The organism is Pseudomonas sp. TH21, assembly GCF_016651025.1.
GTDB lineage: Bacteria > Pseudomonadota > Gammaproteobacteria > Pseudomonadales > Pseudomonadaceae > Aquipseudomonas > Aquipseudomonas aylmerensis.
Genome location: NZ_JAEKEQ010000001.1, coordinates 351,684 through 369,064 on the forward strand (window position 1 = coordinate 351,684; position 17,381 = coordinate 369,064).

The window sequence follows — 17,381 nt, forward strand, 5'->3', positions numbered from 1 at the left end:
CCACATTTAAAGCAGGACCGTATCAGGCCTTCACATTCCCCAGCGGCGGCAACTTCGCCAGCTTAAGCGCCACCAGCAACGCCCCAATCAACAGCGCGACGATAAACGCCCCAATCCCGTTCCACCCGGCAAAGTGCCAGAAGAACCCGCCCGCCGTACCGGCAATACTCGACCCCACGTAATAGCAGAACAAGTACAGCGACGACGCCTGCCCCTTGGCCTTGACGGCGCGGCGGCCGATCCAGCTGCTGGCGACCGAGTGGGCGCCGAAAAAGCCGAAGGTAAAGATCAGCATGCCCGGCACCACCAGCCACAGCGGGGTGAACAGGGTCAGCGCCATGCCGGCGAGCATCAGCACGATCGTGCCCCACAGCACGCGACGGCGGCCGAGGCGGTCGGCCAGGGAGCCGATTTTCGCCGAGCTGTAGATGCCCGAGAGGTACACCAGCGACAGCAGGCCGACCACGGCCTGGCTCAGTTCGTAGGGCGAGGCCAGCAAGCGATAGCCGATGTAGTTGAACATCGTCACGAACGCGCCCATCAGCAGGAACGCCTCAAGGAACAACCACGGCAGGCCCGCGTCCTTGAAGTGCATGACAAAACCATCCACCAGGTTGCGCGGCTTGAGACTGCTGGCGCGGAAGTTGCGCGATTCGGGAAGGATCTTCCAGAACACGGTGGCGGCGATCAACGCCAGTGCGCCGATGATCAGCATCGCGGTGTGCCAGCTGACGAAGTCGATCAACACGCCGATGATCAGGCGCCCGCTCATGCCGCCAATCGCGTTGCCACCGATGTACAGGCCCATTGCCAGGCCGATGTGCTGCGGATGGATCTCTTCGCTCAGGTAGGTCATTGCCACGGCGGCCAGGCCGCTCAGCGACAGGCCTACCAGCGCGCGCATCAGCAGGATGCCCTCCCAGGTTGGCATCAAGCCACTGGCGATGGTCGCCAGCGCCGCACAGAACAGCGCGGACACCATCACCGGCTTGCGTCCCAGCCGGTCGGAAATCGGCCCGGTGATCAGCAAGCCGCACGCCAGCATCGCCGTCGCCACCGAGAGAATCAGGCTGCTTTGCGCGGCATTGATGGAAAACTCGTGGGACAACGCCGGCATCATCGGCTGCACGCAATACAACAGGGCAAAGGTGGCAAACCCGCCGGAAAACAGCGCCAGCACCGTGCGCATGAACATCGGCGTGCCTTTTTCGATGTACTCGTCGTTGAGCTGCGCCACCACCTCATCCAAGGCGGTGGGTGGGACTTCTTGCGCGAAGGGAGCAACAGCAGATTTCACGGGGACCTCGGGGAGGAAGAGCGTGCCAGGACTGGCAATGCTGAAAAGAATATAGCTGGCTAATGATTCTTTCCAATATATTGTTCGACCTGTTTGATAGCTTTAACGACCTAATGAGGCTTGCATGGAATTGCGTCACTTGCGGTATTTCATCGCCGTTGCCGAAGAACTGCATTTTGGCCGCGCCGCGCAGGTGCTGGGCATCTCGCAACCGCCCTTGAGCCAGCAGATCCAGGCGCTGGAGCAGGAGGTGGGCGCGCGTTTGTTCGAACGTACCAATCGTCGGGTCGAGCTGAGTGAGGCTGGTCGACTGTTCCTGCAGGAGGCGCGCCTGGTGCTGGCGCAGGTCGACAAGGCGGCGGACGTCGCGCGTCGGGCTCAATTGGGAGAGCTGGGGGAACTGAAGATCGGCTTCACCTCGTCGGCGCCCTTCAACTCCAGCATCCCCCAGGCGATCTTTGCCTTTCGCCAGGCGTTCCCGGCCGTGCACTTGAACCTGCAGGAAATGAGCAGCACCGAGGTGGCCGAGTCGCTGGTGGATGAGTCGATCCAGGTCGGGCTGATGCGTCCGCTGCCGTTGCCGGATTCACTGAGTGTGGTCGAGCTGATGCGCGAGCCGCTGGTGGCCGTATTGAACGCCGGGCACCCGTTGGTGCACGGCAGCGAACGAGGATTGCACCTGGCGCAACTGGCGCAGGAGCCGTTCGTGTTTTTCCCGCGCACTTACGGCAGTGGCCTGTATGCGCAACTGCTCAATCTGGCGCGTGATGCCGGCTTCAGCCCGCACTTCGCCCAGGAGGCGGGCGAGGCGATGACCATCATCGGCCTGGTAGCGGCGGGGTTGGGCGTGTCGGTGTTGCCGGCGTCGTACCAGCGCATCCGCATTGATGGGGTGGTGTATCGCACGCTGCTGGACCAGGAGGCGGTAACGGCGGTGTGGCTGGTGCAGCGCAAGGGCGTACAGACGCCGATGGCGAAGGCGTTCGTGGAGTTGTTGACGCGTAAGGCGGCGATCTAGGCATGCATTGAAATGTGGCGCTTGGTGGGTCAGATCCCTGACTTGAAGCGGGTTTCAGAGTCGCTTTTTCCAGAGGGGCGATTCGTCGTCCTCGTATGGGAAAGCTGGAACCCTTTTTGTGCGAATGGCCACTGATCCTGCCGAAGGCTTCGTATTGAAATGTTCGATGTGGGAGGTTCGTATGATCGCTGGTAATCGAAGCGCTGAGCTTGGCTGGTTGTTGTGGCGGCTTGGAATGCCGGGTGCAACCGTTGACACCATTACGGGTCCGCCGAGTGGGAATCCAGTAACCCGTTCAGGTCAAGGCGGTGGCGGGGCCCAGCAGCGCGTTGGCGGCAACGCGCATGGTGAGGGGCAACGCCCTATAGGCTATGGGCCACCGGGGCACACGGGTGCAGGCATTCATCCGTACGAGGCGGCTCCACGCCAAGGAACCGGCCCAGGCCGAAGTGGTGTTAGGGGGCAGCCGCAGCACCAGGGGCCCAATACGGGAGGCCAGGCGCAACGGGGCAATGCTCGGGGGAATACGGGTGCAGGCGTTCGCCCGAACCCGTCGGCCCCACACCAAGGAACCGGCCCAGGCCATGGTGCTGTTGGGGGGCAGCCGCATTGTCAGGGGCCAAATACGGCAGACCAGGCGCAACGAGGAAGCGGTCGGGGGAATACAGGTGCAGGCGTTCGCCCGAACGCGGCAGTGCCAGGCCAAGGTGGCGGTGCGGGGCAGCAACGTCAGGCGCAAAATACGCCAGGCCAAGGGCAGCGGAGCAATGTTCGGGGAAATCCGGGTCCAGGCAACCAGCCGAACCAGGCCCCTGTTCGCCAGGGAACTGGCCCGGTCCAAAATGGCGTCGGGGCGCAGCGGCATTGTCAGGGGCCAACTACGACAGGCCCGAATCAACCAGGCAACCCTGCGGGGAATACCGGTGCAGGCCTTCGCCCGAACGCGGCGGATGCTGGCCAGGGCAACACACCTCAGGCCGTCACGATTAACTATAACGTTAATATAAATATTGGTCAGTTAAGCATCAATACCAATACCGGCAGCAACAGTATGAATGGCAGTAATTTTGGTAACTATGGGAGCAATGGCAACAGTGGCAGCAATAGTCACTATGACAATCAGGGCGACAACGGCAATAACGGCAATCGCCTGGCTGCGCTCCTGCCAGGCAGTGATAGCGGTCGTCGTATAGCCGTTTGAAGGTTCTGTTTCAGTTGCAGGTTATGTGTGGGGTCTGACGAGGTGCCTAAATGGCGAAGGCACGTCGGTCACTGTGTGCGCCGTGTTTGTAGGGTGCCGATAGTTTGTTTTTTTTCAGCGTTGTGGAACTGTTATTTTCTCATTGCAATTAAGGGGTGGGTCGGCGTGCCGGCTCATCATAAATTTTTCTACCAAGCGTGAGGTGTTAGATGGTTTCTACAGGTCGGGCAGCCCAGGCGGCCTATGCGGTGTACGGTCCCTCTTCGGGGTCGGGTAACCATGGTAATTATGGGAATAACGAAAACATCGGGGTGAACTCACGGTATGAGAATCACGGCAACAATGGCAATAATGATAACCGTGGGATAATTGGCGCGAGTGGTAACTACGGAAATTATGGGAATAATGCCAATAGCGGCAATCATAGTACCTATGTCAACCAAGGTCATAACGGTAATAATAAAAATATTAACGCCGTCGGTGATCACGGCAATTACGGTAACTATGGCAATAATGGTAATGCCGGCGCTGATAGCCGCTACGTCAATAGCGGGCACAACGGCAATAGCGGCAACAGTATTCAGATCAGCCAGGAAGGCGGCGGTAATATCAGTTATTAAGGGACCTGTCTTTATCAATGAACCCTGCCGGGGGGCGGCAGGGCCTTGCTGCTCATTAACCCGCTCTGCGGGTTACGTCACTCATGGCGTCGCCGGTTCTGCCACGTTCATGCCATTGGCGCGCAATGCCGCCATGATGTCGCGATCAAGCATGCTCACCCAGCGGTTGTAGTTGCGATGGATCTTGCCGTCCTTGTAGCCCAGGTCGCGGCTGTCGCGGTAGGTGATGGCGTAGCTGTTGCGGGTGTAGCGGATGTCGATCGCTGCGTAGTACTGGTTGCGCACGTTGATCTCGGCCTGTACCAGTTGCGGGCTCAGGCGTTGCACCGTCCACTCGCGCTTTTGCAGGGCGTTGATGATCACCGTTTTCATTTTTTCTTCGCTGACCTGGTTGGCAACCGGCAGCTCGTGCTGGGTGTTGAGGATCGGCTTGCTGGTGCAGCCGGCGGTGGTCAACAGGGCCAGGGTGATCAGGGTAGCGCGTAGCAAGGAAGACATTCCGTTTTCTCCAATCGATTAAAAAGTCAGGACCAGCGGCGGAAAATCAACGATGTGTTGACGCCGCCAAAGGCAAAGTTGTTGTTCATCACGTAGTCGTGATGCATCTCGCGAAACTCACCCTGCAGGTAATCCAGCTCGCCGCATTGCGGGTCGATGGCGTCCAGGTTGAAGGTGTGCACGTACTGGTCGCGGTTCATCATCTCGATGCTGAACCACGATTCCAGCGCACCACAGGCGCCTAGCGTGTGGCCCAGGAAGCTCTTCTGCGAACTGATGGGCATGCGGCTGCCGAACAGGCTGCTGGTCGCCAGCGTCTCGGCGATGTCGCCTTGATCGGTGGCGGTGCCGTGGCCGTTGACGTAGCCGATCGCGCCAGGCTCGAGCCCGGCATCTTCCAGCGCCAGTTCCATGGCGCGGCGCATGGTTTTCTGTTCCGGGCGGGTGGTGTGCTGGCCGTCGGCATTGCTGCCGAAGCCGACGATCTCGGCGTGGATATGCGCCCCTCGCGCCAACGCATGTTCCAGTTCTTCGAGCACCAGCATGCCGCCGCCCTCGCCGATCACCAGGCCATCGCGGCCAGTGTCGTAAGGGCGCGGGCTGGTCTGCGGCGCATCGTTTTTCAGGCTGGTGGCGTAGAGCGCGTCAAACACCATGGCCTCGGTCGGGCACAGCTCCTCGGCGCCGCCGGCGAGCATCAGCGGCAAGCGCCCGAACTTGATCGCCTCGTAGGCATAGCCGATGCCCTGGCTGCCGCTGGTGCAGGCGCTGGACGTAGGAATCAGCCGCCCGGTCAGGCCAAAGAAGATGCTGATATTCGCCGCCGTGGTGTGCGGCATCATGCGCACGTAGGAGTTGGCATTCAGCCCCTCAGCCACCGAGTTCAGCAGCATATTGCCGAACGCCTTGATCTCGTCGGTGCTGCCGGTGGACGAGCCGCAGGCCACGCCCATGCGCCCGTCCTTGATCGACTCGTCGCCGAGCAGGCCGGCATCCTGCAACGCCTGCTCCGCCGCCCACACCGCCAGGCGCGAGACGCGGCCCATGCTGCGCAGCTGCTTGCGCGTCCAGTGGCTGGGCACGACGAAGTTGTCGATCGGCCCGGCCAGGCGCGTGTTCAGTTCGGTAAAGCGGTCCCACTCGTCCATGCGCCGGATGCCGCTGCGGTTGGCGCGAAAGTTGGCCGCGATGGTTTCCCAATCGCTGCCCAGGGAGGTCATGCCGGCCATGCCGGTGACGACAACGCGTTTCATCAGCACAGGCCTCCGTTCACGGCCAACACCTGGCGCGTGATATAGCCGGCTTCGGCCGACATGAGGAAATTCACCGCGCCGGCGACTTCTTCCGGGGTGCCCATGCGTTGCGCCGGGATCATCTTCATCAGTTCTTCCACCGGTACGTTTTCATCCAGCATGGCCGTGTCGATCAGGCCGGGGGCGACGCAGTTGACGGTGATCTTGCGCTTGCCCAGCTCGATGGCCAGCGCCTTCGCTGCGCCGATCAGGCCGGCCTTGGAGGCACTGTAGTTGACCTGGCCACGGTTGCCGATCAGCCCGGACACCGAAGTAATGCACACGATGCGCCCGGCCGCACGGCGCCGAATCATCGGCATCATCACCGGGTGCAGCACGTTATAGAAACCGTCGAGGTTGGTGCGCATCACCACGTCCCAATCGTCTTCCGACAGGGCCGGGAAGGCGCCGTCGCGGGTCAGGCCGGCATTCAGCACCACACCGTAATAGGCGCCATGTTGCTCCACGTCCGCCTCGAGGATTGCCTTGCAGCGCGCGCGGTCCGCCACGTCGAACTGCAGCACCCGTGCGTTGCGGCCCAGCGCCTTGACCTCGGCCTTCACGGCATCGGCTTCGGCACGGCCACTGCGGCAATGCAGCACGATGTCGTGCCCGGCCTGGGCCAGGCGCAGCGCGATGGCGCTGCCAATGCCACGGCTGGAGCCGGTGACCAGTACGGATTCAGTCATGGCGTTTCGTCCTTCGATTCTTCTAAATAGTTGGCCGCCTGTGGCGGTCGAAATACGTTCAGGCGGGCGCTGGCCTGGATACCGTCACCGGTCAGGTGGCATTCGAACACACCCATGCCGTTGTCGTCTTCCAGCGAGCGCAGGCCGTGGATCGTCAGCTCGGCGCCTGCCGGGAAGTGTTCCACGTTGCACTCGAACTTGCGCGTGCCAAGCAAAAAGCCCAGCTCCACGGCGGCGCCTTTCTGACGCGCGCGGCAACCGGCATAGGCGGCGACGCTTTGCGCCATCAGCTCGATGCCGACCCAGGCCGGCAGGCTGCCGTCCGGGCGATTGAACAGGCCGCCGGGCTTGACGGTCGTGCGGGTGCGAACCTGCTCTTCATCGAACGACAGCACCTGGTCGATCAGGATCATGTCGCCCGCGTGGGGCAGCAGTTCGGCGAGTGGCCAATCGATCATGGTGCCTCTGCGATAATCAGGCTGACATTATTGCCGCCGAAGGCAAACGAGTTGCTCATCAGGCAGCGTTTTTCCAAGCGGGCACCGGGCTGTACCCAGTGCAACGCGGGCAGTGCCGGATCGGCCTGGCCGTCCCACACGTGCGGTGGCAGTTGGTTGTGGGTCAAGCTCAGCCAGCAGAACGCCGCTTCCAGCGCGCCCGCAGCACCCAGGGTGTGGCCGCTCATGGGTTTGGTCGACGAGCAGGCCACGCCGGCGGGGAACAGGCTGGCGACGGCCAGGCTTTCCATCGCGTCATTATGCTGGGTGGCCGTGCCGTGCAGGTTCAAGTAGCCGATCTGTTCGGGGGCCAGTTTCGCGCTGGCCAAGGCCTTGCGCATCGCTTGCAAAGCGCCTTTGCCGCTGGGCTCCGGCGCCGAGATATGGTGCGCGTCGCAACTCGCGCCGCTGCCCAGCAAGGCAATCGGCGACGGCTGCCTGCTCATCAGAAACAACACCGCCGCCTCGCCGATGTTGATGCCGTTGCGGTTTCGCGAAAACGGATTGCAGCGCTGGTCCGACACCGCCTCGAGCGAGCTGAACCCATTGAGGGTGAGCTTGCACAAGCTGTCGACGCCGCCGCAGATCACTGCATCGCAAACGCCCAGGTCCAGCAGGCGCTGGGCGCTCATCAGCGCGCGGGCGCTGGAGGTGCATGCAGTGGAAATCACATGGGCCGGGCCGCTCGTTTGCAGCCAGTCGGCGAGGAAGTTTGCCGGCGCGCTGAGCTCCTGTTGCTGGTAGTCATAGTCGCCGGGGAACTGGTTATCGCGCAGGTAATGGGCAATGCCGCGACTGGCCTCATCGATCCCCGAGGTGCTGGTGCCCAGCACAATGGCGACACGTGCCGCGCCGTAGCGCTGGATCGCCTGGCGAATCTCGCCCTCAATCTGCAGCGCCGCCTCCAGCAGCAGCTGGTTGTTGCGGCTGCTCTGCTGGCCCAGCTCGGGTGGGATGGTCGCCAGCTCGCCGTGCACACCGGCCACCGGCAGCACTCGCTCCGGGACCCAGCCGCTTTCGGCGCGCATGCCCGAACAGTCACCGGCGAACAGGCTGCGGCTGACCTCGGCCTGGCCGCGGCCCAGCGCGCAGATCACACCGAGTGCATTGAGATAGGCGGTCATCGCGCGACTCCCAGCGGCGTAATGCGATAGCTCAACGGCTGCCCGCTGATGTTCACGCGAAATACCTCGGACGACTGATACACGATTTGCCAATGGCCCGGCAGGGTGCGCGTCAGGTCCATCGCCTGCGCGTCGGGGTACAGCGCGCGCAGGTCGTCCGCCGAAGCCAGGGCAAACAGCAGGGCGGCGAACAGCTCGCGCGCCTGGGGGTTGGGCGGTAGCAAGCCATCGGCCTGCCACTGCCCATTGATCAGTATCTGCCGGGCCTGGGGGATACCCAGGGGATCCATCATCGACCAGCGAATGCCGCCGTCCTCGCGCTGGATCACCAGCAGCCAATCCTGGCGCTGGGCACCTTCCTGGCGTTGCACATGCAATTGCATCGGCAGGGTCAGGGTGGGCATTTTTTCGGGCAGCGGCGCCTGGCTGGCGCAGGCGCTCAGCAGCAACAGGCAGCCGATCAGCAGCAGGCGCATCATGCGGTTGCACCCGCCAGGGGTTTGCGCGCGACGCAATTGACCAGGGTTTCTTCGCGCTGGCCCACCGGCGGCGCCTTGCGCAGGCCCCAGCGTTCCAGCAGGCCGAAATCGCTGGAACGGCTCCACCACAGATAGGGGTACGAGACGTTCTGCGCGCCGAACTCAAAGCCCTGCTCGCGCAGCATCTGCAGGTACTCTTCGGCGCTCTTCTGCACGTGCATGGGGTGACGGAACAGCCAGCGGATCACCCAGGTGTCGATATACGCTTCGGTGGATTCGGCAAACAGCAGGTAGCCCCCCGGCTTGAGCACGCGGTAGAACTCTTTCAGCGCGCGATGTTGTTCCACCAGATGGTGGAACGTCTGGTGGCAGAACAGGATATCGACGCTGGCGTCCGGCACTTCGAGGGTGGCGCAGTCGCTGCCGATCAGCTCCACGGCGAGGCCCTGGCGCGTGGCTTCCTCGCGGCTCAGTTGGAGGCTGTGAGGATCGGCATCCAGGCCGATCAGGCGCGAGGGGGCAAACACTTGCTGCAGCAGCTTGAAGGATTTGCCCTGGCCGCAACCGGCGTCGAGCAAGACCGGCGCCTGGGGCAATGCCTCGCTGAACAGGCCGCGCAGGTCGTTGATCGCCACGCGCAGCACATGGTGCTGCCAGGTGTGGCTGCGCAGGAACCAGAAACCGAACCTGGTTTCCTCGACGTAATTCTTACTCAGGTACTGACTGCTCACGCGGCATCCCCTGCACAAATCTCCGATAACATCCGCAACCGCCGCTTGGGCTCGCTGACAAACGGGTTGCGCTCATCCCAGGCATAGCCGGCTAGGATCGAGCTGATCATCCGGCGAATCTCCGGCGAGCTGCCGGGATGGAAAATCACATCCTGGAACGTGCCCGCATACCAACCTTCGACGTAGCAGCGGAAGGTGTCGACACCCCGCTTGAGCGGTTCGGCGAATTCGCTTTGCCAGTCCACCGTTTCGCCGCTCAGCTGACGGTGCAACAGGCCGGCGGCCATGCTCGCCGAGCGCATGGCGATGGTCACGCCGGACGAAAATACCGGGTCGAGGAATTCTGCGGCGTTGCCCAGCAGCGCGAAGCCCGGGCCGTGCAAGGTTTTGACGTTGGCCGAGTAGCCGCCGATGGTGCGCGCGGGGGTATCCCACACGGCGTTGTGCAGCACGCCGGACAAGCTTGGGGTTTCGTCGATAAAACCGCGCAGGCAGGCGTCGAGGTCCGCGTCGCGGCCGTCGAAATGCTCCTTCGCCGCGACCACGCCGACCGAGCAGCGGCCATTGCTGAACGGGATGGTCCAGAACCAGATATCGCGCTGTGTCGGATGGGTGGTCACCAGGATCTTGGTGCGATCAAACCCAGGATGTTCGATGCGGTCTTCGACGTGGGTGAACACCGCCTGGCGCAACGGGAAATTCGACGGTGCCTCAAGGTCGAGCAAGCGCGGCAAGACACGGCCGTAGCCGCTGGCGTCGAGCACGAACCTGGCCTTGAGATGGTATTCGCTGCCGTTCTCGCGGCGCACGTGCAGGTAGCGCGATTCGCCTTTGAAATCCACGCCAACGATGGTTTCGCCGTAGCGAATATCGACGCCCTGCAGCGCCGCCTGATCGGCCAGCAATTTGTCGAACTCGCCGCGTTGCACCTGGAAGGTGGTCGGTTTGCCGTTGCTGAAGGTGTCGCCGAAATCGAATGCGCTGTAGCGCTCGCCCCAGGCGAACGCAGCGCCGGTCTTCACCTGGAAGCCCGCGGCCTGCACGGCGTCGAGCATGCCGGCTTCTTCGATGAAGTCGATGCAGTGCGACAGCAGGCTTTCGCCGATCGAGAACCGTGGGAAGTGCTGGCGCTCGATGATCAATACATCATGCCCCTTGCGCTTTAACAGCGCGGCGGCGATGGCACCGGATGGACCGGCACCGATCACCACCACCTGGCGACGTTCCATTTCAACTGTGGGCACGAGGGCTCCTTGCCGCATTGGCGATAATCACATTCATGAGGCGTGCTTCTGGTGGCCCGCCCAAGGCGCCAGCATAAAGCTGAACGCCAGGCCCAGGCTGACCGACAGGCCGAAATTACTCACCGCCGGGGTACTCGACACCGCCAGCAGGCCGAACGACAACCAGGTCGTCAGCGCTGCCAGCAGCGTGCCTAAAAGGCTGACGGCCGGGCCGCCGATCTGTTCGCGCATCAAAATCGCGTAGTCGACGCTGATGGCCGTGACCAGCAGCAGGCCGAACAGGCTGAACAGGGTCAGCGGCTGGCCCAGCCAACCCAGGCTGGCCAGGCTGCACAGCGCCGCCAGCAAGGGCAGGGCGACGATACGCAAGGCGCCGGCAAAGCCGAATGGCAGGATCAGCAGCAGCACGATCAGCACGCAGGACATCAACTTCAATTCGGCCGCGCTGATCTGCGTATCGGCAAACACGCGGTTCAAGTCGCCCAGGCGATCCACCAGTTGCACGCCCGGCAGATCCAGCGCTTGCACCCGCAGCAGCGCCGGGTTGTTCAAGCCTTGCAGGCTGACCATCGCCGCCACGCCGCCGCCGTTGACCTGGCCAAGCCACAAGGTGCGCCAAGGCTCGGCCAGGGGGCCGACGAGCGTGGCGTCGATGTCTTCGGTGGGCAACGCTTGCAGCTGCGCGACTTCGGCTTGCAGGGCAGTGGCGGGCACACCGAGGTCCAGCAGTGGCTGCCAATGTTGCGGGAGTTGGTTCAAGGCGTCGCGCAGTTGTTGCTGCTCGGCCGGCAGGTTGACCAGTTGGTTGAGCGCCAGGTACCCCTGGAGCTTGTCCATGTTCACCAGTTGATCCAGGCGCTGGCTCAGGGCGGCCTGGCGCTCCAGCAACTGCTGCTGGTCGTCCGCGCGTACCAGGAAAAACTGGCTGGTGGGCTGGAAACCGGTAATCCGCGCGACGGCCTGTGCCTCTTGCAGCAATTGCGGCGGCGCACCGATCCATTGGCGGATATCGTTCTTGCTGTTCAGGTGCCACAGGCCACCTGCGCAGAACAGCAGCACCATTGCCAGCAACACCGGGCTCGGCACGCGCTTGAGCAAAGAAGCCCGCACCAGCCACAGGCATTCGGCGATGCGCAGCGGCCATTGCGCCGGGCGCAGTTCCACACCCTTGAGCAGCGCGGGCAACAGGCACACGGCCGACAGGTAAGCGCCGATCAGCCCGGCGGCGGAGAACACGGCGATCTGGGTCAGTGCCGGGAACGGCGTCCAGGCCAGCGCCAGGTAGCCGATGCAACTGGTGGCGAGGCTCAGGCTCAGCCCCGGCAGGGTGAGCCGCAACGCCGGCCAACTGCGCCAGGGGTTCATGCTCCAGCTCTTCGACAGGTAATGCAGCGGGTAATCCACCGCCACACCGATCAAGCTGGAGCCCAGTACCAGGGTCATCACATGCATATGGCCGAACAGCGCCACACAGGCCACCGCGCCAAACAGCATGCCCACCAGCACCGGCACAAAGGCCAGCAGCACGCGCCAACGACGAAACGCCAGCAACAGCAGCAACAGAATACCGACGGTCGCGCCGCCGCCGACCCAGGTGATTTCCCGTGTGGCCTGCTGCTGACCGTTGGCCGCGTAGAGCAGACCGCTGGCCGCGAGCAATTGCGCGCCTTGCCCGCTGGCCTGTGCGCGACTGGCCTGGAGCAGCGCTGCCACTTGCAGCGGCAGTTTCATGTCAAAGGCATTGCCGGTGGTGCGCGCACGCAGCAGCACCCAGCTTTTGCCGTCGGCATCGGCGATCAACGCGCCGCTGCCGATATCCAGTTGCACCGAACCGTGTTGCGGCTGGCTGTTCTGGATACGCCCGGTCAGGCCCAGCCAGTCATCCTGGCTCGGCACCAGGCTGAAGCCGGTGAAGGGGTCGAACAGCGCCTGCACACGCTGCTGGATAAACGCGCCGGGCTGTTCGATCAGTTGCGCGCGGTCTTTGGCCGAGAGCATCGCCAGTCGACCGCGCAGCAGTTGCTCGCGCAGCGCGGGCAAGTCGGCTTGCAGGTTCCATTGCACTTTTTCGAACAGGCCGCTGGCCTGCCAGTGCTCGCCCAGTTGCTGCGCGACCGCAACGGCTGTCTGCCGATCAGCATGCCCCACCAGCACCAGCATCTCGCGGTTCAGCGGCTCCTGCATGCGTTGTTCGGCCTGCAGTTCCAGGGCGTCCGGCGTGTTGCCCGGCACCAGTTCCATCAAGTTGGCCGACAGCGGGGCGCCGTGGCGCCACTGCCAGCCGGCCAGGGCCAGCACGGCCACCAGCAGGATCAGGAACAGGCGGGGCAGCAAGCGTTCACTGGGCAAAGTCGTGTTGCTCCGCATCGCTCAACGGCTGGCTGGCGGTGCTGTCCTGCATGCGCAGCACGGTGCTGTCGCCCTGGGTTTCCAGCAGCTCGATGGTTTGCACCAGCTCGCCGCCGTCGATATTGATCTGGGTGAATACTTGTTTTAACAGCAGCGAACGTGGGATCAGCGTCAGCTTCCATTGCCGGGCTTCGCCTTGCAACTGCAGCTCGAAGTCGCGTTGCAAGCCGCTGCTGTCGCCCTGCAGCACGGCGAGGAACAGGCGGTTCTGCTCGGCGCCGGCGCTCTTGTTCGGCAGCAGTTGCCAGCCGTTGGCATCACGCCGGGCGATGCCCTGGGCGCTGATGCGGTAGTCCTGTTGCAGCGGGGTTTTCAGCAGCCACAGCAGGCCGTGGTCCTTGGCGAGCACAAAGGTGCCTTTGCTCACCAGCGGCTGCGGCAGGGCGCGCAGGTGTTTTTCCTGGATGAAGCTGCCGTGGATCACCGAGGGCTTTGCCAGTTGAGCGCTGAGTTGTTGCAAGTCGAAAGCATGGGCACTCAGGCTCAGCAACAACCCGAGCCCTGTAGGAGCAAGCTTGCTCGCGAAAAACCTGAGGGCGCCGCGCAGTGTCAGGCGGATCGCATTATCGTTAACGTCCTTCGCGGGCATGCCCGCTCCCACAGGGGTCAGCATTTGAGGGCCCTTTCGACGGCGTCGGTGAATATTCTGGGTGAGGCCAATTGCATCTCGCGACTGGCGATTTCGACGGCGACTTGCACCGTGCTGGCGCGGGTCAGGCGCTCGCCGCTGGCAAGGTCGGTGATCAGGTAATTGACCTTCAAGCGGTTCTCCCATTCCACCAGGCTCGCGCGCACATTGATGGTCTGCCCAAAGGTCGCGCCGCGCACGTAGCGCAGCTGCATATCGATCACCGGCCAGGCGTAGCCGGATTCGAGCATCGCCGTGTAGTTATGGCCGATCTTGTCCAGCAGCGCGCAACGCGCCACTTCCAGGTACTTGACGTAGTGCCCGTGCCACACCACGTTCATGGTGTCGATGTCGAAAAACGGCACCAGGATTTCGCTGTCGCTGTGCAGCACGCCCTGACTACGCATGCAGCCTCCAGTGTTGCTCGGCAATGCGCGTGAGGCACAGGCGCAGCTCGCCTTCGAGGGCACGGTCCTCGATGACCGGCGGGAAGTCCTTTGCGAGTGCTGCATGCATGGCGGCCAAGGCTGGCGGCAAAGGCCGCGCATCCTCGGCCTGGGCACGCAGCCACACACCCTGGTTGGCGGCGAGCAGGGTGGCAGCGGCGACCTGTTCGGTCAGCTCCAGCACACGGATCGCATCGCGCGCAGCGATGGTGCCCATGCTCACCTTGTCCTGGTTATGGCACTCGGTGGAGCGCGAGAACACGCTGGCCGGCATGGTGTTTTTCAGCGCCTCGGCGGTCCAGGCGCTGGTGCCGATCTGCACCGCCTTGAAGCCGTGGTTGATCATCGCGCGCTCGGCCGGCGCGCCGGACAGGTTGCTCGGCAGGCCATGGTTGTAGCGCACGTCTACCAACAGCGCGAGCTGGCGGTCGAGGAGGTCGGCGACGTTGGCCACCAGGGTCTTGAGGCTGTCCATGGCAAAGGCGATATGCCCGCCGTAGAAGTGCCCGCCGTGCAGCACGCGCTCTTCCTCGGCGTCGATGATCGGGTTGTCGTTGGCGCTGTTCAGTTCGATCTCGATAAACGAGCGCAGCCAGTTCAGGCTGTCGGCCAACACCCCGAGCACATGCGGGGCGCAGCGCAGCGAGTAGCGATCCTGCAGGCGATGCAGCGGCGCGGTCGGCGCATCGATGGCCAGGTCCTTGCGCAGCCAGGCGGCGACTTGCATCTGTCCCGGGTGCGGCTTGGCGGCGAACAGGCGCTCGTCGAAGTGCTCCGGGTTGCCTTGCAGCGCCACCACGTTCAGCGCCGTGATGCGCGTCGCCAGTTGCAGCAGGTAGTCGGCCCGGGCGAAGGCCAGGCAGGCGAGGCCGGTCATCACGGCGGTGCCGTTCATCAGCGCCAGGGCCTCCTTGGGACGCAGCACCAGCGGGTCCCAACCCAGTTCGCGATGCACATCGGCAGCCTGGCGCCGCTCGCCACGGAACATGACCTCGCGCTCGCCGGACAGGGTCGCGGCCACGTAGGACAGTGGGGTCAGGTCACCACTGGCGCCGACCGAGCCTTCTTCCGGAATCAGCGGCAGCACATCGTGTTCGAGGAACGCATGCAGGCGCTCGAGCAGTTCCACGCGCACCCCGGAAACCCCATGGCACAGCGACTGCAGGCGCGCCGCCAGCACCGCACGGGTCGCTTGGGCGTCGAGCAACTTGCCCAGGCCGCAGCCGTGAAAGGTGTACAGGTGACGCGGCAGCGCCTCGACGTGGTGCAATGGCACCGCCACCACGCAGGAGTCGCCGTAGCCGGTGGTCACGCCGTAGATCACGCCTTCCTTGTCCAGCAGCGAGTCTAAGAACTGCGCGCCCTTGGCGATGCGCTGGCGATAGGCGGCGTCATCCTGCAAATGTGTGGGCACCTGACGGTTGGCCAGGGCCAGCACGTCTTCGATGCGCAGGGGGCGTTCGCCAAAGGTTACCGGCTCAAGATGCGTCGTCATCAGTCTTCCAGAAAGGGTAAAAGTTGAACCATTGTTGGGGCGCTTCCAGGCAGAACTGGCCCAGGCGTGCGGCATAGCGCGCGGTCCACAGGGCGATGACCTGCTCGCGGGTGCTGCGTTTCCATTCGATCAACTGCGCGAACGGCTCGATGGTCAGGTGATAGCGGCCCTGGTGTTTCAGGCACATCAGCAGGTTGACCGGGCATTTCAGCAGGCCGGCCAGCAACCACGGGCCTTGGGGAAAGGCGGCGTCGTGGCCGAGGAAATCCACCCGCACCTTGCGCCCGCCATGCAGCGGCACGCGGTCGCCAGCGATGGCCAGCCACTCACCGTCGTCCAGGCGCTGGCTGAGCAACAGCATGGTGGCCGGGTCCAGCTCGCTGACCTGGATCAGGCGCAAGTGGGTCGCGCCGGCTTCGCCCAGCAGACGGTTGAAGCGCTCGGCGTGCTTGGTGTGCACCAGCACGTTCATGGTGACCTGCTCGCCGATTTCCGCCAGCGCGCGGCACACTTCAAGGTTGCCCAGGTGCGCGCCCACCAGCATCTGCCCGCGCCCGCCACGCAGTTGCCCGCGCAGTTGCGCCGGGTCGTTGATTTCGATCTGCTCGATACGCAGCTTGCCGTTCCACACGTCGAGCTTGTCCAGCAGCGAGTCGGCGAAGGCCATGAATTGGCCGAAGACCTTTTTATGGGTCGGGCGCAGTTCATCGCGTCCGCTCCACTCGGCCAGGCGCTGCTGGTATTGCCAGGCGCTCTGGCGCGCGGTGCGGCCGAACAGGAAGAAGTACAGCACGATGCCGTACAGCACCGGGCTCAGCAGGCGGCGGCCGAGCACCTTGGCGGCGACGGCCGTGAGTTTCATCAGCCAGAAGCTGCCGCGTTCTTCGCGGTCGGCCCAGTGTTTGCTGCTGTCGCTCATGCCTGCCACCGTCGCCACAGGATCATCGGCGCGCGTACCAACATGCCGAAGAACAACCGGGTGTGCATGGCCGAGATGCGCACGTTGTCGCGGAACAAACGAAAGTGCGACAGGCCGTCGGTGGGGTAATGCACCTGCGTCGGCAGCCAGCGCATCGGCTGGTTGCGCCAGGCCAGGCGCACCAGGATGTCGGAGTCGAAGTCCATGCGCGTGCCGATATAGGCCGAGTCCATCAGCGCCAGCGTCGGCGCCAGCGGGTACACGCGAAAGCCGCACATCGAGTCGCGGATCTGCAGAGACAGGGTGTTGATCCACACCCACACGTGGGTCAGGTAGCGCGCGTACAGGCGGCCCTTGGGCACGCTGTCGTCGTATTCGGGATAGCCGCAGATGACCGCGTCAGGGTGCCGGCGCGAGGTGTCGATAAACGTCTCGACTTCACGCAAGTCGTGCTGGCCGTCGGCATCCACCTGCAGGGCATGGCTGAAGCCCAGGCGTGCGGCTTCGCGGAAACCGGCCATGACCGCGCCACCTTTGCCCTGGTTGTTCGGCAGGGTCAGCAGGGTGACGTTTTCGAGGCGTGCCAGCTGCGCCAATACCGCCGCGCAGGCCGGGCTGCTGCCGTCGTCGACCAACAGGCACGGCAGGCCGCTGTTCAACAGGCTGCGGACCACGGCCGGCACGGCGGCTTCATGGTTGTAGACCGGGATCAGGGCGCAGGGGTTATGCATGGCTCACCCAATTGGCTGGTAGCGTGCTTCTTGTGGTGAATGGGTTTTCTGCGGTGAGCACGC

Annotated in this window: 17 protein-coding genes; 2 read left to right on the forward strand and 15 right to left on the reverse strand. The window is 63.7% G+C overall.

The window, feature by feature from the left end:
- Positions 1 to 22: 22 nt before the first annotated feature.
- Complete coding sequence (locus tag JFU04_RS01475) at positions 23 to 1,249, reverse strand: MFS transporter (protein WP_207200701.1); 1,227 nt, start codon at positions 1,247 to 1,249, stop codon at positions 23 to 25.
- A gap of 172 nt (positions 1,250 to 1,421) precedes the next feature.
- Here JFU04_RS01475 and JFU04_RS01480 point away from each other — a divergent pair, with 172 nt between their 5' ends.
- The gene (locus JFU04_RS01480; RefSeq protein ID WP_201143388.1) at positions 1,422 to 2,315 is read left to right on the forward strand and encodes a LysR family transcriptional regulator; all 894 of its coding nucleotides are present in this window, start codon (positions 1,422 to 1,424) and stop codon (positions 2,313 to 2,315) included.
- Between the two features lie 1,410 nt (positions 2,316 to 3,725).
- Entirely contained in the window at positions 3,726 to 4,136 is a 411-nt protein-coding gene (locus JFU04_RS01485) for a hypothetical protein (RefSeq protein ID WP_201143389.1), read from the forward strand.
- A gap of 81 nt (positions 4,137 to 4,217) precedes the next feature.
- On the opposite strand, the gene JFU04_RS01490 is transcribed toward JFU04_RS01485, so the two are convergent.
- The 14 genes from JFU04_RS01490 to JFU04_RS01555 are packed head-to-tail and all read right to left on the reverse strand — an operon-like array spanning position 4,218 to position 17,318.
- Complete coding sequence (locus tag JFU04_RS01490) at positions 4,218 to 4,634, reverse strand: hypothetical protein (protein WP_201143390.1); 417 nt, start codon at positions 4,632 to 4,634, stop codon at positions 4,218 to 4,220.
- 26 nt (positions 4,635 to 4,660) lie between these two features.
- The gene (locus JFU04_RS01495) at positions 4,661 to 5,887 is read right to left on the reverse strand and encodes a beta-ketoacyl-ACP synthase (protein WP_065899958.1); all 1,227 of its coding nucleotides are present in this window, start codon (positions 5,885 to 5,887) and stop codon (positions 4,661 to 4,663) included.
- Positions 5,887 to 6,615, reverse strand: coding sequence for a 3-oxoacyl-ACP reductase FabG (gene fabG / locus JFU04_RS01500; protein ID WP_201143391.1), 729 nt, complete (start codon positions 6,613 to 6,615; stop codon positions 5,887 to 5,889). The genes JFU04_RS01495 and fabG overlap by 1 nt, the downstream gene beginning before the upstream one ends.
- The gene (locus JFU04_RS01505) at positions 6,612 to 7,073 is read right to left on the reverse strand and encodes an ApeP family dehydratase (RefSeq protein WP_120447446.1); all 462 of its coding nucleotides are present in this window, start codon (positions 7,071 to 7,073) and stop codon (positions 6,612 to 6,614) included. The genes fabG and JFU04_RS01505 overlap by 4 nt, the downstream gene beginning before the upstream one ends.
- Positions 7,070 to 8,236 (reverse strand): beta-ketoacyl-[acyl-carrier-protein] synthase family protein, encoded by a 1,167-nt coding sequence (locus tag JFU04_RS01510; RefSeq protein ID WP_201143392.1) that lies wholly within the window; start codon positions 8,234 to 8,236, stop codon positions 7,070 to 7,072. The genes JFU04_RS01505 and JFU04_RS01510 overlap by 4 nt, the downstream gene beginning before the upstream one ends.
- Positions 8,233 to 8,715 carry a hypothetical protein gene (locus JFU04_RS01515; protein WP_106805363.1) on the reverse strand — a complete coding sequence of 161 codons (483 nt, stop codon included), beginning with the start codon at positions 8,713 to 8,715 and terminating at the stop codon, positions 8,233 to 8,235. The genes JFU04_RS01510 and JFU04_RS01515 overlap by 4 nt, the downstream gene beginning before the upstream one ends.
- The gene (locus JFU04_RS01520) at positions 8,712 to 9,446 is read right to left on the reverse strand and encodes a class I SAM-dependent methyltransferase (protein ID WP_065899966.1); all 735 of its coding nucleotides are present in this window, start codon (positions 9,444 to 9,446) and stop codon (positions 8,712 to 8,714) included. Before JFU04_RS01520 ends, JFU04_RS01515 begins: the two co-directional genes overlap by 4 nt.
- The gene (locus tag JFU04_RS01525) at positions 9,443 to 10,690 is read right to left on the reverse strand and encodes an NAD(P)/FAD-dependent oxidoreductase (RefSeq protein ID WP_065899968.1); all 1,248 of its coding nucleotides are present in this window, start codon (positions 10,688 to 10,690) and stop codon (positions 9,443 to 9,445) included. The genes JFU04_RS01520 and JFU04_RS01525 overlap by 4 nt, the downstream gene beginning before the upstream one ends.
- 33 nt (positions 10,691 to 10,723) lie before the next feature.
- A complete protein-coding gene (locus tag JFU04_RS01530) occupies positions 10,724 to 13,039 on the reverse strand; it encodes an MMPL family transporter (RefSeq protein WP_201143393.1) in 2,316 nt (771 codons plus the stop codon).
- Positions 13,029 to 13,712, reverse strand: a complete 684-nt coding sequence (locus JFU04_RS01535; protein ID WP_201143394.1) for an outer membrane lipoprotein carrier protein LolA — start codon at positions 13,710 to 13,712, stop codon at positions 13,029 to 13,031. The genes JFU04_RS01530 and JFU04_RS01535 overlap by 11 nt, the downstream gene beginning before the upstream one ends.
- Positions 13,706 to 14,134, reverse strand: coding sequence for an acyl-CoA thioesterase (locus JFU04_RS01540; protein ID WP_065899971.1), 429 nt, complete (start codon positions 14,132 to 14,134; stop codon positions 13,706 to 13,708). The genes JFU04_RS01535 and JFU04_RS01540 overlap by 7 nt, the downstream gene beginning before the upstream one ends.
- A complete protein-coding gene (locus JFU04_RS01545; protein WP_106805362.1) occupies positions 14,127 to 15,668 on the reverse strand; it encodes an HAL/PAL/TAL family ammonia-lyase in 1,542 nt (513 codons plus the stop codon). Before JFU04_RS01545 ends, JFU04_RS01540 begins: the two co-directional genes overlap by 8 nt.
- On the reverse strand, positions 15,652 to 16,587 hold the full coding sequence (locus tag JFU04_RS01550; RefSeq protein ID WP_201143395.1) for an LpxL/LpxP family acyltransferase: 936 nt from the start codon (positions 16,585 to 16,587) through the stop codon (positions 15,652 to 15,654). The genes JFU04_RS01545 and JFU04_RS01550 overlap by 17 nt, the downstream gene beginning before the upstream one ends.
- Positions 16,584 to 17,318 (reverse strand): glycosyltransferase family 2 protein, encoded by a 735-nt coding sequence (locus tag JFU04_RS01555; protein WP_201143396.1) that lies wholly within the window; start codon positions 17,316 to 17,318, stop codon positions 16,584 to 16,586. Before JFU04_RS01555 ends, JFU04_RS01550 begins: the two co-directional genes overlap by 4 nt.
- Positions 17,319 to 17,381 lie beyond the last annotated feature (63 nt).

Bases quoted from the DNA above. Each gene is read 5' to 3' on its own strand.
- JFU04_RS01480 (WP_201143388.1), top strand. From the start codon at position 1,422: ATGGAATTGCGTCACTTGCGGTATTTCATCGCCGTTGCCGAAGAACTG.
- JFU04_RS01485 (WP_201143389.1), top strand. From the start codon at position 3,726: ATGGTTTCTACAGGTCGGGCAGCCCAGGCGGCCTATGCGGTGTACGGT.
- JFU04_RS01490 (WP_201143390.1), bottom strand. From the start codon at position 4,634: ATGTCTTCCTTGCTACGCGCTACCCTGATCACCCTGGCCCTGTTGACC.
- JFU04_RS01495 (WP_065899958.1), bottom strand. From the start codon at position 5,887: ATGAAACGCGTTGTCGTCACCGGCATGGCCGGCATGACCTCCCTGGGC.
- fabG (WP_201143391.1), bottom strand. From the start codon at position 6,615: ATGACTGAATCCGTACTGGTCACCGGCTCCAGCCGTGGCATTGGCAGC.
- JFU04_RS01505 (WP_120447446.1), bottom strand. From the start codon at position 7,073: ATGATCGATTGGCCACTCGCCGAACTGCTGCCCCACGCGGGCGACATG.
- JFU04_RS01510 (WP_201143392.1), bottom strand. From the start codon at position 8,236: ATGACCGCCTATCTCAATGCACTCGGTGTGATCTGCGCGCTGGGCCGC.
- JFU04_RS01515 (WP_106805363.1), bottom strand. From the start codon at position 8,715: ATGATGCGCCTGCTGCTGATCGGCTGCCTGTTGCTGCTGAGCGCCTGC.
- JFU04_RS01535 (WP_201143394.1), bottom strand. From the start codon at position 13,712: ATGCTGACCCCTGTGGGAGCGGGCATGCCCGCGAAGGACGTTAACGAT.
- JFU04_RS01540 (WP_065899971.1), bottom strand. From the start codon at position 14,134: ATGCGTAGTCAGGGCGTGCTGCACAGCGACAGCGAAATCCTGGTGCCG.
- JFU04_RS01545 (WP_106805362.1), bottom strand. From the start codon at position 15,668: ATGACGACGCATCTTGAGCCGGTAACCTTTGGCGAACGCCCCCTGCGC.
- JFU04_RS01550 (WP_201143395.1), bottom strand. From the start codon at position 16,587: ATGAGCGACAGCAGCAAACACTGGGCCGACCGCGAAGAACGCGGCAGC.
- JFU04_RS01555 (WP_201143396.1), bottom strand. From the start codon at position 17,318: ATGCATAACCCCTGCGCCCTGATCCCGGTCTACAACCATGAAGCCGCC.